This is a genomic window from Scytonema hankhaensis NUACC26 (genome assembly GCF_045865695.1).
Lineage (GTDB): Bacteria > Cyanobacteriota > Cyanobacteriia > Cyanobacteriales > Nostocaceae > Scytonema.
Map to the genome: position 1 here is coordinate 131,652 of NZ_BAACAP010000252.1, position 15,900 is coordinate 147,551.

The following is a 15,900-nucleotide window of genomic DNA, read 5'->3' on the forward strand; positions in this document are numbered from 1 at the left end:
TATCAAATATCGTGAGTTAATGTTAACTGTGGCCAAGCATACAAACCTCCACCATTTATATTGATATCACCGCCTACCAACAGCAAACTCAAGCCATCTGGCACACGTAAACCTCTAGCAGTAATCTTGGAAGATGGATTTAAACCCGCGTTTGCAACAGAGTTATTTTGAATTGGTGCAGCAGCATTTTGATTAAAGAAAAACGCAGAAGGATTTACTGTGAGCAGTTCAGGATTATTCGGAGCGGAAGCATTGAAAAAACCTTGATTACCAAATCGGATTGCATTGGCTGTAGTCGCAACAAAAGAACCACCAATGTTGAATGAAGCATTACGTCCAAAAATAATCCCACTGGGATTTATCAAAAACAGGTTAGCTGCACCATTAGCGCGGATTATTCCATCAATGTTCGATACTGACCCACCCGTTACCCTACCGATAATGTTCTGAATATCCGTAGCATTATTGAAGAAAGTAGTACCACCAGTAGAACCTTCGCTACTTCTTGTGCTTTTATCACTAAAGCTTATGCAGAGGTAGTAGGAGATCCAATTGAAAAAGGATGTACTAAAGATGCACAACAGCTAGAATACAAACAAAAAGGGTCTTATCTACACCAATGATGTTCTGAATATCAGCAGCATTATTGAAGAAAGCAGTACCAGTGGGAACAGAAAACTCTCCAAAACTGTGGAACAAGTTGCCACCTGCTCTAGTTCCACCCTCAATGATTGTGGTGTTCCCCTCTTGTTTGATGGTGGAATTATTGGGTAGAGTGTTATCGGGGGTGATTTGGGCATAGGCGCAATTAGTAGAGAGAGCGATCGCACTACCTATCGCACCACCGATCGCAATCCCTAAAACCAAGTTCCAACGAGTACTTATCCCGGACATAGCACCCCCACAAAAAAACAGCAGTAGCCCAACACCGATTACTTGGCTCTTTTCTAAGTAAATCATATTTACTGTTTTTAGAGAGTGAAACTCCCACCTAGCAATTTCACAGGTAGAGAGTCAATTGTGAGTGTAGTGCGCTAAGAAGCAGATTCCCTTTTAAGCAGATCTGGCATATGAGTTTCTGTGCGCTCTACACAAGCTTTGGGTCAACTCTACATTGACGGCAATAGAATTAAGGAAATGAGTACTTCTTCTACAATCAAGCGAAGTCAACAACTGCGGTCATTAGCCAATTTGGTGGCGACTCGGGAGGACCAGTGATGACGGAGGGGTCGGCAGTACCATTAGCGCGACCACTCATTGTCGGGGTGGTGGCAGGTCAGAATAGGAGCCTAGATGAGATCAGCCGTCAGGAAGAAATCACAGAGTGGTTTGCACGCTTTGACGCAGCTCCGCCCTTTGAACCGGGTATCCCTGACAACACTTATGGGTGGATACAGCAGAAAATTAAGGAATGGAAGTAGCTGTCAAAGCAGTTCTGTTGCTAAAGCTTTCAAGCTGTGCGTTCAGCTTCTTTACAAGCTTCATAACCAAAACTACCAAGTGCAAGAAGCATGAAAATAACTGAGCATTTGATATTAATCCAAAATCTAAAATCCCCTAGAGCCAATTACCTACTAAAACATAGGGTGCCCAATAAAATGGATGTTCTCTGTACTGCTGCAAAATGACTTGTTGGGCGCGACGGAGAGCTTCTGCTTTTGTCAAGGTAGGGTTTTTTGTTAACTGTCGATAAAACTCACCCATGAGCAAAGCGGTAGATTTATCGTCTACTTGCCACAAAGAAGCAAGGGTACTGCGTGCGCCTGAACGTACAGCGACTCCAGCTAGTCCTAAAGTAGCTCGTTTATCTCCAGTTGCTGTCTCACAAGCACTCAAAACAAGTAATTCAAGTGGAGGCGGAACGCGGGATGCCTGCCCTACTACTGGTTCTCTAGTTTGCAGAACCTCACGCAACTGGTTGACATTAATTTTGCCATTCCAGGCAAGAATAAATGTATCTTCCTGCTGAGAACTGAATTTACCGTGAGTAGCGAGGTGAACTACTGGGAAAGAAACAGAACTGACTTGGTTTTCGATACTTTTTTCTGTAAACCCTTGATTAAGCAGCTGTTTGGCGGGAATAACTGACTTAATTTGCTGCAATTCAGTTGCTACATTGGGTAGGGGACTATAGCCAAGTCGTGCTTCAGTCAATCCAGCTGTTAAAGCTTCTAGTCTTCGCTGTTCTTGCTTGGGCGATAATAGCTGCAAACCGGGAGTTAGGGCTATGCTGTACTTTTCTATTAGATACTGCTTGCCGTCATACAACGCTGCCATCGGTATATTCCGCAAGGAACCATCTAACACAAATACTAGGGTTTTTACCTTGCTCTGTTGCAGATCTGCTTGAACGGGTTCGATCAACCAGTTGTATACTTCTTTGGATAGGGCCTCGCGATCGCGAAAAGTATAGACCTCTTCCAATTTTTGCCGCAAATCCTCTAGAGTACTTTCTATTTGGCTTTTTGGTTTGTAAGTCCGATAGTGACGAAGTGCATTAATTCGTGGTAGTTTGACTATAACCTCAAGGCTTTCTGCTAAAACTATAGGATAGATGACTGCTGCCGATGAATCAGCACTGTCAACTATTTGGTCAATCTGCCTTGGTTCGGCAATTAAACAAGCATTACGAAAGAAGTTATCTAGTTCAGCGAGTTGTAAGGACTCAATTACACTGCGAGCTTGTTTTAAGTTTTCTTGACTCACCCTCACCTCCCCTGTATCCCCTCCTTTGTAAGGCGAGGCTAGGGGGGGTTGCAAAAGTAAAGCCACTAGTTGCCGATAGACTGGTTCAACTTCATCGCGAAAGTTAAACTTAATGTCGGTATCAAGGGCTGCTAGATCGTTGCGTAAAGATTTCAGCGATTCTACTGATTGGCTGTAAGCTGCGATCGCACCTTTTGAATCTCCCTTTTGTACTAGCAACCGTCCTAGTTGCCATTGCCACTGATATACAATATCAAGTGAATTAATCGTTTGGGCAAGGTTTAAAGCTGACTCAGTGTATTGTCTGGCCATTGAAAATTGTTTGGTATACTCATACACTTGACCCAAATTCCCGACTGCATAAGACTCAGCTCGTTGGTCTTTAAGTTCTTGAGCTTGTTGAATGGCGATGTTTAAAACTCGAGCAATTTCTCCTGCCTTCGATGCTCTATCCTCACTATCTATTACCCGCTCCAAACATACTAAACTCTGGGCCAAGTTTACCCTAGCGTAAACTCCAGCTCGACTTGGGGTTAAGGAAGCGATTTGTGACTGTAGCGATCGCAACTCCTCTGCTTTCGGTTTTTGTTCGAGTGCTAGTAATACCGAGAGGCGATTGAGTTGTGCTTGTACTGTAGCAATTTTTGAAGTTGACTTATTTGCAGCAGTGTGGTAATATTTGAACGCTTTACTATAGTATGTAGTAGCATTGTCAGAAAGAGGTTTTGATTCACAGCGTAGTGACAAAGGATGTGCGTCTTCTTTGTTATTATCTAGCTTCAAGTTATTGTTACCTTTGGCAAAAGCTATATTACCCAAACTGAGTAAGGTTGCACTTTCTTCTTCAGGAGATTGTATCTCTTGAGCTACTGCCAAACTTTGATATAGTATCTTCTCAGAATTGTTTAGATCCCCAAGCGATCGTAGAGTGTCGCCGAGACTTCGCAGCCCCGCTGCTTTGAGCAGAGAGCTTGGTTGTGCTTGGAGAGATTCTTTAACTGAGTCAAATATCTTATTAGCTCGTAAGTAAAGTCCCAAAGATTGCATAGCTATAGCTTGGTTAATTAAGCTACCGATACGACCAACTTCATCATTGACTTGAGTATAATTATTAGCCGCCTGTTTCCAAGATTCTATAGCGGCTTCAGTTTGGCCCAATGCCAATTGTAAACTACCCTGAGTGTTCAGTGAAAGGGCAAGAATATGTTTTGTAGGGACGCGATTTATTCTGTTTCCCGTACTAAATTTAAAATGACTTAACAAATTGATACTAGTTGTAATGGACTCCTTTGCTTGCTGCCATTGTCCAAGTTTTTGCATAGCTAAGGAGAGATAGTTTAACGACAATGCTTGGTTGAGTATATCTCCTTGAAATGCATAAATTTCTACAGCTTGCTTTAAGCTTTGTGCTGCCTGAGAAAATTGCCCAGCCTGGTACAACGTTTTGCCCTGTTTTACAAGTTGGTCGGTGTTTGTAGGAGTTTGAGCTTGTATGGTAAAGTCCTTACTATTAGAGGTAAGTCGAGAGTCAGCAGGTAGGATATGCACACCTAAGCTGAAAATTAGCCCCACCACAACCAAAAAGATAAATTTCAAAGAACGTTGCCAAATTCTTGCCATATCCCATTTCTCAAATCAATTATTACTTAGTGGATGGCATTCAGTTAGGGAGCATCCCCTAGCTTGGAGATTATACCGTCTGCTGTAGCTTCGATCGAGTCAAATTATCAAAACTATAACTGGTAGATTTATTCTGCTGTCTTTTTTGATGATAAGCCCAGAACATTCGTTGACTGGCTTTTGGATCTTTCAAATCTAAATATATAATTGACACCTCATTCAAATCTAAATCATTATATTTAAAAGCGTGAGTTTCATGCTTTTTCATTCCTAGCTTTAAGTAAAGATTGCCAGGAGTGGGAAATGTTGCTGTTGCAAATACATAGTAATAGCCATGACTTTCTAAAAAAGTATACGCTAGATAATAAAGCTCTATTAATACACCTGATTGATTTCGATGGTTTTTGTGAATGACTAATCTTGTACACTCAACAGCCAGTGAAGATTTTAAAAAATCAGGTAATGGATGATAAAGCTCCAATTCAAACTTTCCTCCTATTTGTGGACAAAATCTCCAACAAGCAATTAGTTCATTATTATAAAATGAGCCAAACCATAGAGCAATACTATCAAAATTATCGATAAAAAGTTTTTCGTTATCTTCGTAATGAAATTTAATTCCAGAGGGGTTATCATGTGGAGGAATCTAGTTTAGCTCTTCTACATAAACTGAATAAATAAGCTTTTGAGCCATTCTAATTTCGTACTCAGTTTCAAGTTTTTTACTGATGTAAGTACTACGATTTGCCTCGAATAGAACTTGGTTATTCATAAGTAAATTTTAAAATCTGTTAAATAGCGACCGCTTATATCGCTATTTATAAATGGTAGTGCAAATACACAATCGTTCTTGCACATTATACGGACATTAATAACACAGCTAAATGCTGTTTTAAGAGAGAAAACTTAAATTTGTGTAGTCAGATTATTTACCAAATTACCAAAAATAACAATTATAAGAAGCGCGATCGTGACCAAAAAAATTATCATCTACTGAGGTTTCTAGTACTTTTATTTATGCTTAAATTCATAACAACATACAAGTTAAATTAATACTTACCTGTGCGGATATTAATTAGTTATTTATGTCCATTAAATAGTTTTTTGCTAGTTATAATACTTAGTTATTTAAAGCAAAATAGATAATATAACAAAAATTCAATCTAGCGTTTCCTAGTCTGCTGAGGTACAAATTTATCCGCGTCCATCCGCTACAGGCTGCGGTTAATTTAATATTCTGTACCTCATGAAAGTGGGAATTGCTATAAAAGAGTTTACTTTCTCAGAGGATGACATCCAGACGGCAGATTCCAAGAACCATAAGGTGTCACCGTAGGTGCAGCGGTGAGAACTACCTCACCTTTAGCGTTTACTGCTAAACCCTGCGCTTCTATAATTTCATTAGCACGGCTATTGACATAATTTGCCTTTTGTGCCAATCTTTCCAATGCCCCATACCCCATTCCCGATGCCCTAGTTGGCACAGTAGTGAACCGCCAATCTTCCCAAACAGCATTACTGTTGAGTGCCGAGTTGGGAGACGGTGGTAAACCGCCCTTGCCAATAATTGTGAAGTTACTGTTAGAAGTAGCAGCACAGAGGTTCTGGTCAATTAATCCGGTGACATCAACTACCTCTATCGACAAAGGGACTAATCCTCTGCTTGGGTCAACATCAGGGTTGTTAATTTGCACGGTGCCGTTGACGCCAAACTTAGAACTAGCAGTGATATCACTAAATCGTGTATTTTCCGAACGGAACTGAATGCCAAAAATGCCAGAGGTAGTGATTTGGATGTTACCACCTTTGCCTTGGAATGCATTGGCAAGGAGATCGCTATCTTCTTTTGGAATTGCTATTATAAATGGACTATTGATAGTGATATTGCCCCCATTACCACCGCCACTTAGGTCAGTGCCTGCGCTAGTGGAGATAAAACTTTTATTACGTAATAGTAAGAAATCCTGCACTTGGAGCTTATTAATATTCCCACCACTACCAGAACTACTGCTAGTGGTGATGGAGCCATTGTCCAGCTTGAGCGAGCGAGCAGTGATGTTCATATCGCCTGCATTTCCTGTTCCTTGACTGCTAGCAGTTATTTTTGCCTCATCTCGGACAGTCAACTGCCCAATAGTCATTTTTATATCTCCCCCTTGACCTGTGGAGTTAGGATTTGTGTTAGCAAATATGCCACTGACAGCACTAGCCGGATCGACCAAGGGCTGATTAAATTGCAAAAATCGAGCTGAAAAATTGGGGTCACTGCCAGAGATAGTAACGTCTGATGGGGCATTTACGGTAATGTTACCTGCTTGTCCGCCACTAAAGGTAGTGGTAAGGATTTCTCCACCACCAGAAATTTCCAGGTTATTAACATCAACTAAGATATCACCACCCCTAAAGGTGTTAAAAGTGCGTGCGCTTAAAACTGCCCCATTTGATATACGCAAGACAGGAGTAGTAACTCTAATCTCACCACCGTAACCAATAGCTGTCTTTTCGTTACCACTGAATAATCCACTAGAAAATCCAAGGCTTGCCGCCACACCATTTAGGGAAACAGCATTCTGTGCCTTAATCTTCACACTGCCTGCATCCCCCTGTCCCTCAGTTAGGGCTAGCAGTTCTGCACCATTAGTTACAGTTAAGGAACCAGTTGTGATGTCGATCTCACCGCCTTTGCCCTCGCCTGTTTTGCCCACGATGGTAACGACTGAACTGGGAGTGGAGGATTCATTACCACCCACTCCATCTAAAACAATATCGCGAGCGTTAATAAATATTTGTCCTGCATTCCCTTGTCCAAAAGTGCTGACTTCCAATCTAGCGCCATTATTTACAGATAGTAACCCCGTCGTGACGTTTACACTACCTCCTTTGCCAATACCATTGTTTGTCACATTGCTGTATGCACCACTGGATGTTTTGTTGATACCCACTCCATCAAAAGAAATCTTATCGCTAGCGTTAATAGTTACATTACCCGCATCTCCAAATCCATCGGTACTAGCAGTGACGAGCGCACCATTGCGTACAATCAGGGAACCAGTCATGATATTGATATTACCAGCCTTACCTTGACCTGTCTTTGCTACAGTACTATATGCACCACTAGAAGGAAAACTAAGCTTAGGTCCCATCCCAACCCCATCAAAATAAACCAGATCGGCGGCGTTAATAGTTACATTACCCGCACGCCCCTGACCGTAAGTACTAGCAAAAAGTTGCGCTCCATTAGTGAGAGAAAGCGACCTAGCTGTGACATTAATATTACCTCCATTACCCACAGCATTCGCTCCGACTTGACTGTATACACCGCTGAATGGAGACTGACTATCAACGAGTTCCTCCCCATCAAAAGAGATGCGATCGCGAGCATTAATAGTCACATTACCAGCATCTCCCTTTCCAAAGGTACTCGCAATTACGTTAGATCCATCTGTTGCGGAAACAGATTCAGCATAGATATTGATATCGCCACCGTTGCCCACAGCTCTAGAGAACATTAAATTCTGAATATAGCTACCATTAGTAAGATCGATCGCCCCTGTAGCATTAATATCAATATTCCCTGCCTTACTGTCAACCGAACCCAAACCTGACATTATCCCTGCCCATAATGCACTTCCTTCACTCATTTTCAGATTATTGGCATTAATGACAATGCTACCACCACCTACACCGCTTACATTTACAACAGATCCATCGCTTAGTGATACATCCGATCTTGCTGTTTTTGGGGGGAAATTTAAAATGACATCGTTATTGTTGATTGCTAGATTAACTGTCCCTGCTTCAGCCAATCCCCCTAACTCAACTCGACCTCCCCTTGCTCTAATCCCACTATTATTAAGGACAACGTCACCACCAATTAACATCCGTGTACTACCAACTTGGTTGTCCAAGAGGCTAGCACCGTTCAGTTGGATTCCTTTAGGATTTGCCCCAAATTGCAGTCCAATCGGTACGCTGATAGTTAGTAATGGTGTGGTTTGAGGTGCAGTTGCACTGAACTGAGTGCTGTCAGCAAATTTTAAGCTACTTGCCGTACTTGCCAAAAACGCTCCTCTGATATCTAAGCTGGCATTGGGACCAAAAATAATCCCATTGGGATTAATCAAAAACAAATTCGCCGTACCATTGGCCCGGATTATACCATCAATATTTGAAACCGATCCACCCGTTACGCGACTAATAATGTTTTGAATGTCCGCAGCATTATTGAAAAAAGCAGTGCCGTTAATAGGAACAGAGAATTTTTGAAAGCTGTGGAACAAGTTGCTTCCTGCTTGTGTTCCCCCTGTGATATTGAAAGTGCTACCCTCTAATTGAACGTTGGAATTACTGGGTAGAGTGTTATCAGGGGTGATTTGCGCGTCAGCACAATTTGTAAAAAGAGCAAGTGTAAAAGACACGATTGCACCGAACGTACTACCTATCACACCATCGATTGCAATAGCCGAAGCCCAGTATAAACTAGGACTTACTCCAGACATAGCACCCTCACTAAGAAACATTTGTGTAAAGAGTTTGATTGTGCTTGGAGAAATTCTTTGACTTGCCATGTCCCATTCCCCAAATCAATTATTACTCAGCAGATGGCATTCAGTTGGTTGATGTGGCTAGTGGTTAGCCGATCGCGTTGTTATGCCATGCACTCACGGAGAAACTCGTGAGTCAGCAATTCGTAATGGTGAAGAAGTGATTGAGATGTATTTGGAAGCTTGGGAAGCGGAAGGTGAATCGATACCCGAACCTAACACGCTTCAAACTGCCTAAGCGCTAACCCAGTTTATTGTAGAAAGGGTGTTATCATATTTTTCAATGTCCTTTGCGCCTCACATTTGGGTGAGTAGGAGGCAATGCATGATTTTAGCTGTTTCTTGTATCGCGTTCCCTATAATCTAAATCAAAGTACTTATCGCATTTTTGAGCCATAGTGTAAAGCAGAAATTCTTCACTGGTTTAGTCGAGAGGATATCCCTAACGAACATAAGGAAGAGTTTATGAAACGCAAGACCTGAATTAATGGAAGGCGTGCGAAGTTTCCCGTATGACAATATATGTTATTCTTTTTAGGTATCGCGATTCCTTGATGGAAATTATTTCGATTATTGAGGGACACAGGGACATAGAAGAGCTATGCCAAATTATATTCACAATCGAGCAATCGCTCGGTTCGACTTTAGTCGAACCGAGCGATTGCTTTCAGCTTTGATCTATATGTAATATTAGGATGACTAGCCATGAATGCAGCTTGAGAGCCAACAAACTTAATTCCTAGTTCCATGTATTGAGCTTGAATCTCTCCATATTGAGCTTGAATCTCGAGAGCTTGCTGTCTAAGCATTTTAGATTTCTCCCTAATTTCAGCAGCTTGCTTTCTCACCACCTTAATCTTAGTTTGAGACTCTTCATTACTGCTAAGTCTACAATTGGCTGGAGTGCTTATCAAAGGTTGAATAGAATTTGTTTTTTCTCCGTGTTCCAACTTCACAGGTTCGACGGTCGAATTATAGATACTGCTCAGGAGTGTTGCTAAAGTTTCACTGATAGGCTTTTTACTTACCAAAATTTTTTTCACTACTTCTTTTGCCTCATCAAGTGTTAGCCTAGGTGAATTAAGTGCAGTACACAAATATACATTTGTATCATGTAATTCTTGCCTTATCTCTTGCATTTCTAACTCTTGGTAGTACAACAGTTGCTTGAGAGTTTCTATTTGCTCGTACAAAAGCTCTACTGTATCTTCAATTTCTAGTCTTTCACCAAAATTTAGAGCGAGGGATTCTATAACTTGACTATCTTTGTGTTTTGTATTTTCCAGTCGAGCGACTGTCTGGTTGGATTGACTGATTTTGAGAAAAACTTCTTCTAAAATTTCTATAATCTTTTCCATAATTTCCATATTCTCGAATAATACAGTTAGATTTGGATTTTTATTAGATTCGCTATTATATAAATCTGATTGTAAGTCTTGTATAATTGTTAATTCAGTATCGCCATTTAAAGAATCCATAAAGGTCGGTAGCAATATTTTTTACTTAATTATACTCATGAACAAGTAATAAGAGTCAAGTCTGGAGAGTTCAACAAATGCACTCACTTTCAAAGGGTTCATGAGTCTTGCATAAAAGCATGAATTTATATATACTTAAGGATTAACTGCTACAACAGACCAAATTTGCGATTCATCCTGCAAATAACACCATCGATTTTGGGGATCGCCTTGTAATTCAAGACGATCCACTTTAACGGGGTCGAGCAATAACAAACAAAAATTTGTGAGAGGCAAAGTTGAATCGGGAGGTGATGGAGAGAAAGCCTCTTGCGAGCTTCTAGGTTCACCGGGATCGGGCCAAGTGAATTGCAAGCGAGCGCTATCTGAAATCTCTTGCCACGCAATCTGACGGGCTTTTTGCATTTTTGGATCGGGATGATTGGTATCTACAAGTACCAATTCTCCTGCAAGACGAAATTGCTCGCGGGTGTTCGTAAAATACCAGCAAGCTTCTCCCCAAGCACGATACTTTATTTGGTCAATTTTTTCGCTTCGAGAATCAGTAATAATTTTTAGCTGGTTGGTATCGTCAAGAAAACCCCGAAATACAACAGTACGGTTGGCAGGACGCCCATCTGCTCGAACGGTTGCTAGTTGAAAATATCGCGAATGTGGCTCGCTACGATTGCGATGAAGAGCACGAGCAAGGGGCGATCGCCAGGGCGCAAGATTTTCCAACTATCCTCCAACAACAGAGACCAGTGACCCTTACGGGTTCGCCAGTCGCCTACGGCGGGAGACCCGCCTGCAGCGCTGGACTCACCAGTGACCAGTGACCAGTAACTAACAACATAAAGTATATCCTTAGACTTAGCGTAAATTTTTAAATTTTGCAATCTTTACCCTCTCAGTCAGTTAGCGTATAGTCGTAATCTGTGTCAGAAAGCAACAAGACTTGATTATGGTTCGCGAGCTAGAAAGAGAACGCCTAAAGAGTGCCAAATTTCCGGAAACAGCTCCTGCAGCAAATCCAGTGTTTTTTAGAACTTACAGCCGCCGCAAAGAAGGCGGAGTCAGAGAAACTTGGGAGCAGGTGTGCGATCGCACTTTATCGGGTTTAATTGACTTGGGTAAGCTTCAGCCAGAAGAGGCTGAGATTCTGAGTCGGATGCAGCGAAATTTAAAAGCATTGCCAAGTGGAAGATGGTTGTGGGTTGGAGGTACGAGCTGGTTATTACAGCCAAAGAATTTTTCTGGAGCCTACAACTGCACATCTACTAACACTGTAGATTGGAGTGCTTTTGGTTTAATGATGGACTTAGCGATGATGGGTTGCGGAACAGGAGCAGTTCTAGAACCCAAATATATCAACCAACTGCCTCCTATCCGCAATCGCCTCCTAGTCAAAGTCCAAGGAGAAATTGGCAGTACTCTTCCCGAACAGCGTCGTGAGGAAACAGAAGTTAAAATAGAAGGCAATCTCGTAACAATTTGTGTTGGAGATAGCCGCCAGGGTTGGGTGCAGTCTTATCAAAGACTGTTGGAACTTTCAACCGATGAACGGTTTACACAAGAAGTTCAAGTCATTGTCGATATTAGTGATGTCCGTAAAGCAGGAGAGCCACTCAACGGCTTTGGAGGAGTTGCCAATCCTGTCAAATTACCAGGGCTTTACCAGCGTTGTGCATCAATTTTAAATCAAGCTGTAGGAAGACAGTTAAATTCAGTAGAATGCTGTTTGTTGATTGATGAAGCAGCTGTCACGATTGTTGCTGGTAACATTCGCCGCTGTATCGCCTACGGCACAAGGGTTTCTGCAAGTGATGGCATGAAACCCATTCAAGATATTCAGCTAGGGGATTTAGTTTTAACCTCCTCTGGTGAGTACCGCCCAGTGGTAAATAAATTTATCCAAGGTATACAGGATGTTGTAGAAATACGTACCCCTGTTACTTCAATTCGTTGTACTGCTAACCATCGCGTTGCTGTATACGACGGATTGCGATCCTATAAGTGGAAGTATGCTGGTGAGTTACAACCAGGCGATCGCCTGATCTCTGTTCCTCATCTGAGGGGACAGTTATGTTCTACAACCGATTGGGCATGGTTAGTAGGTTTTTTCATTGGTGATGGTCATGCCGATTTGCAATCAACCAGCATGCGTAATGGTGGGGGTGGAGTTGTTAGCTTTGCCTTATCTACTCAACGCTTACAGGGTGTTTTGGGGCAAAAAATTCTCAGAATTCTTAGCAGTATAGGTCACAACCCTGCTGTACAGATTCAAGGTAGTCATGCCAATATCAATGTTTATCGCAAGGAACTCGCTGAGGAACTAGGACAGTATAAACAGCCCTGGCAATGTCCTGTCATTCCAGAATTTGTTTGGAAAGGAAATCGAGAAATTCGTGCCGCTTTCTTAGCTGGCTTAAGTGACGCCGATGGAACTCCCTCCCGAAACGTACTGGTTAACTCTAGCAAATTGGAATTTTTACGGAAAATTCAAAAGCTGGCTCTTTCTCTTGGTATTGCTACAACCTTACATGAACGTCAAACAAAAACTCTCAAAGGTAGAGAAAAAGTTTATGAAGGATGTCATTGCATTCATATTCAAGGTTTGCAATCTCAAGCTGTTGCTGTAGCTTTGATTAATCAATTTGCTGTTCGTGATGGCTATACTATTAAGGTAGCAAAGAAAAATGGCTTGACCTTACCCTATCAATTTGTTCGTGAATTAGCCGTCACAGGATGGAAACCAGAAACTCTGTGTCGTGCTGATGTCATTTGGGTCGAGCCAAAAGGCAGACCTGGACTTTTCAGAGATGCCAATTTTGACACGTTAATAGCAGAAGATTTGGTAAATCCTCATTGGTTACCAATAGAAGTTCAATTTGTTGCTCCCGCAGGTCAAGCTGAAACTTTTGACATAGAAGTTGAGAGCGATGGTGAATTTATTGCTGATGGCTTGCTAGTTCATAACTCAGCTGGAATGCGCCAGTTCAATGGAAAGGATGAATTAGGAAGCACTGCCAAAGATAACTTATGGCAACAGGATACTCAGGGGAACTGGCGCATCGATCCCGAACGCGATGCTCTCAGGATGGCGAATCACAGCAGGGTATTTCATCATAAACCAACTCTGGAAGAATGTATTGATGCTGTCCGCAAACAATACTACAGTGGGGAAGGTGCAATTCAATGGGCTGGTGAAGCTGTAGCTAGAGCTAACTGTGACCTTGTCACTCAAGAACAAAAAGTTGAGTTTCTCAAAGCTTATGCACAAGGAAAAGCAGAAGCTTGGTTGCAAGAAAAGTATCCTCACATTTCTCAAAGTGAGTTAGAACATCGTTTAGCTCGATTTGGTCTGAACCCATGTGGTGAGATAATTGGTAGTAACTTCCATTGTGTAAGTGGTGATACTCTGCTCATTACTAGAGATGGAATGCACAAAATTACGGAAATTGTAGGCTCAGAAGTTGAAATCTGGAATGGACAAAGATGGAGCCAAGTAACACCTTTTAGAACAGGTAGCGAGCGCAAGCTGTATCGAGTTCGTTTTGGCGATGGTTCTTACTTAGATGTAACTGAGTATCATCGTTTTTTTGTGAAAGATCGCTTTGGCAAAGTGTATCAGGAAGTCCAAACAAAGGATTTGATGGATACTAGCCCATATACCATTCATACAGAACCTTTCACTATTCAGTATGAAGATGGATTAAATATTGAACCAGAGTATGCCTATACTTTAGGGGTAGCTGTAGGAGATGGAACTACAGATCGAAATAACAATGCTAAAGTTAGGCTGTACGAAAAGAAATCAGCTTTATCTGTAGCAGGAAGTAAGTCTAGTGAAAGAACTTATGGCTACTTGCCTACTTTTACAGATGTAACAGATCTCGGTTTTTCTGGGGAATTTTTGAAAAGTTTAAAGACCAATCCAGAATCGCTAAATGTAATTGCTAGCTGGAACCGTCAAGCTATCTTACACTTTATCGCAGGTCTAGCCGATACAGATGGCTCGAACACAAAAAGCAACGGCATCAGAATTTATATTTCTGACTACGAACGTGCTTACCGAGTTCAATTACTACTGACTAAATGCGGTGTCCGTTCATCACTCAACCTTTGTGCTCATAAAGGTGCAACAACAAATCATGGTATCAGAAGTCGGGATTTGTACTACTTACAAATAACAGACTGTGGTAGTATCCCTTGTCAGCGTTTGAATGTGAGTAAAGGAACCAAGGCAAAATCTAAAGGGAAATGGCAAGTTGTAAGAAGTGTTGAAGAATTGCCGGGACTACACGATACTTACTGCTTTAATGAACCGGAATATCATAAGGGAGTTTTTGGCAATACTCTAACTGGAAACTGTAATTTGGCTGAGGTTCATCTCAATCAAATTGACCCACTGAACTACAAAGAACAAGAAGAAGCTTTCACTGCAGGAGCACTTTCTGTAGCATCACTTTTGCACCACGAGTTTCTTGAACCCCGCTATCAGTACAGCCGTGAATTAGATCCCATTGTGGGTGTTTCTTTCACGGGGTTATTTGATTTCTTTGTCCGTGCTTTTGGCGTTGATTGGTTGCGTTGGTGGGCAGAAGGAAGACCGGAAACAACTCAAGGATTGGCGTTTAAGCGTCAAGAACAGGAATACCTGAGTTTCTGGCAAGATACAGTTCATCGTGTTGTTTGGGATTATTGCGATCGCCACAATCTCAAGCGTCCCAACCGTTGTACCACTGTTCAGCCTAGCGGTACGAAGTCCTTATTAACAGGTGCTAGCCCAGGATGGCATCCTCCCAAAGCACAAAGATTTTTGCGACGGATTACCTTCCGTAAAAATGACCCTGTTGCCTTAGCTTGTATTGACTACGGCTACAACGTCATCCCCTCCCAATCTGATAAAGACGAACAGGGTAATTTGTTGAACGATCCCTTAGATCCGCGAGTCAGCGAATGGCTTGTGGAGATCCCCGTCTCCGTACTTTGGGCAGATCTACCAGGTGCTGATGAAATTGATATCAGTCAATTTAGCGCCCTCGCCCAAATGGATTTTTATATGCAAGTCCAAAAGTTTTACGTTACACACAACACTTCAGCAACCATTGAACTCCGAGAAAATGAAGTGGAAGCTTTGGGAACTCGGATATATGAAGCCATCAGAGATGATGAAGGTTACATGAGTGCTGCACTGCTTGCCAGATTTGACGATCTCCAAACTTTCCCCCGCTTGCCTTTCGAGCCAATTTCAAAAGAGCACTACGAACAGTTCATGAAGGAAATAGAAATGCGCCGTAAAACAGATGATTTTCATGGCGTTTTAAGTAACTATGATTTTGGTGAGTTAATGGAAGCCGGACCTGCTGGGTGTGACTCAGATAAGTGCATGATGCCCGAACAAAATAATGAGAGGGGTTAGAGGTTAGGGGTTAGAAATACCCCCACCCCTGCTAGCGTTATTGACACGCATCTCTCGTCTCTCGTCGTCTCTCGTTCCCAGGCTCCGCCTGGGAACAAGAGATGGGGGTCTGCCGCTTGGAGCACCCCTACTCCCTAGTCTCTACCCC

10 protein-coding genes and 1 pseudogene are annotated in these 15,900 nt (G+C 42.0%); 3 read left to right on the top strand and 8 right to left on the bottom strand.

What is annotated here, in order from left to right:
• Positions 1-2 precede the first annotated feature (2 nt).
• Together ACKTT2_RS49060 and ACKTT2_RS49065 are read right to left on the bottom strand one after the other, a co-directional pair.
• Positions 3-581, bottom strand: a complete 579-nt coding sequence (locus tag ACKTT2_RS49060) for a two-partner secretion domain-containing protein (protein WP_407900398.1) — start codon at positions 579-581, stop codon at positions 3-5.
• Positions 568-960 carry a two-partner secretion domain-containing protein gene (locus ACKTT2_RS49065; protein ID WP_407900399.1) on the bottom strand — a complete coding sequence of 131 codons (393 nt, stop codon included), beginning with the start codon at positions 958-960 and terminating at the stop codon, positions 568-570. Before ACKTT2_RS49065 ends, ACKTT2_RS49060 begins: the two co-directional genes overlap by 14 nt.
• Before the next feature lie 257 nt (positions 961-1,217).
• On the opposite strand from ACKTT2_RS49065, the gene ACKTT2_RS49070 reads away from it, so the two are divergent.
• On the top strand, positions 1,218-1,421 hold the full coding sequence (locus tag ACKTT2_RS49070; RefSeq protein ID WP_407900400.1) for a hypothetical protein: 204 nt from the start codon (positions 1,218-1,220) through the stop codon (positions 1,419-1,421).
• A gap of 136 nt (positions 1,422-1,557) precedes the next feature.
• Here the strand turns inward: ACKTT2_RS49070 and ACKTT2_RS49075 are convergent, their stop codons facing one another.
• The 4 genes from ACKTT2_RS49075 to ACKTT2_RS49090 form a co-directional block, all read right to left on the bottom strand.
• On the bottom strand, positions 1,558-4,326 hold the full coding sequence (locus ACKTT2_RS49075) for a CHAT domain-containing protein (RefSeq protein ID WP_407900401.1): 2,769 nt from the start codon (positions 4,324-4,326) through the stop codon (positions 1,558-1,560).
• A 70-nt stretch (positions 4,327-4,396) separates the two neighbouring features.
• Positions 4,397-4,807, bottom strand: coding sequence for a hypothetical protein (locus ACKTT2_RS49080; RefSeq protein WP_407900402.1), 411 nt, complete (start codon positions 4,805-4,807; stop codon positions 4,397-4,399).
• A 165-nt stretch (positions 4,808-4,972) separates the two neighbouring features.
• Entirely contained in the window at positions 4,973-5,098 is a 126-nt protein-coding gene (locus tag ACKTT2_RS49085; RefSeq protein ID WP_407900403.1) for a hypothetical protein, read from the bottom strand.
• A 502-nt stretch (positions 5,099-5,600) separates the two neighbouring features.
• A complete protein-coding gene (locus ACKTT2_RS49090) occupies positions 5,601-8,894 on the bottom strand; it encodes a two-partner secretion domain-containing protein (protein WP_407900404.1) in 3,294 nt (1,097 codons plus the stop codon).
• 67 nt (positions 8,895-8,961) lie between these two features.
• Between ACKTT2_RS49090 and ACKTT2_RS49095 the strand changes: the two are divergent.
• A pseudogene (locus ACKTT2_RS49095) lies at positions 8,962-9,108 on the top strand (type II toxin-antitoxin system HicB family antitoxin); the annotation flags it as partial.
• Positions 9,109-9,514: 406 nt separating this feature from the next.
• On the opposite strand, the gene ACKTT2_RS49100 reads toward ACKTT2_RS49095, so the two are convergent.
• Positions 9,515-10,348, bottom strand: coding sequence for a hypothetical protein (locus tag ACKTT2_RS49100; protein ID WP_407900405.1), 834 nt, complete (start codon positions 10,346-10,348; stop codon positions 9,515-9,517).
• A 135-nt stretch (positions 10,349-10,483) separates the two neighbouring features.
• Complete coding sequence (locus tag ACKTT2_RS49105) at positions 10,484-11,068, bottom strand: Npun_F5749 family FMN-dependent PPOX-type flavoprotein (protein WP_407900406.1); 585 nt, start codon at positions 11,066-11,068, stop codon at positions 10,484-10,486.
• A 223-nt stretch (positions 11,069-11,291) separates the two neighbouring features.
• Between ACKTT2_RS49105 and nrdJ the strand changes: the two genes are divergently transcribed.
• On the top strand, positions 11,292-15,752 hold the full coding sequence (gene nrdJ, locus ACKTT2_RS49110; protein WP_407900407.1) for a ribonucleoside-triphosphate reductase, adenosylcobalamin-dependent: 4,461 nt from the start codon (positions 11,292-11,294) through the stop codon (positions 15,750-15,752).
• Positions 15,753-15,900: the final 148 nt, after the last annotated feature.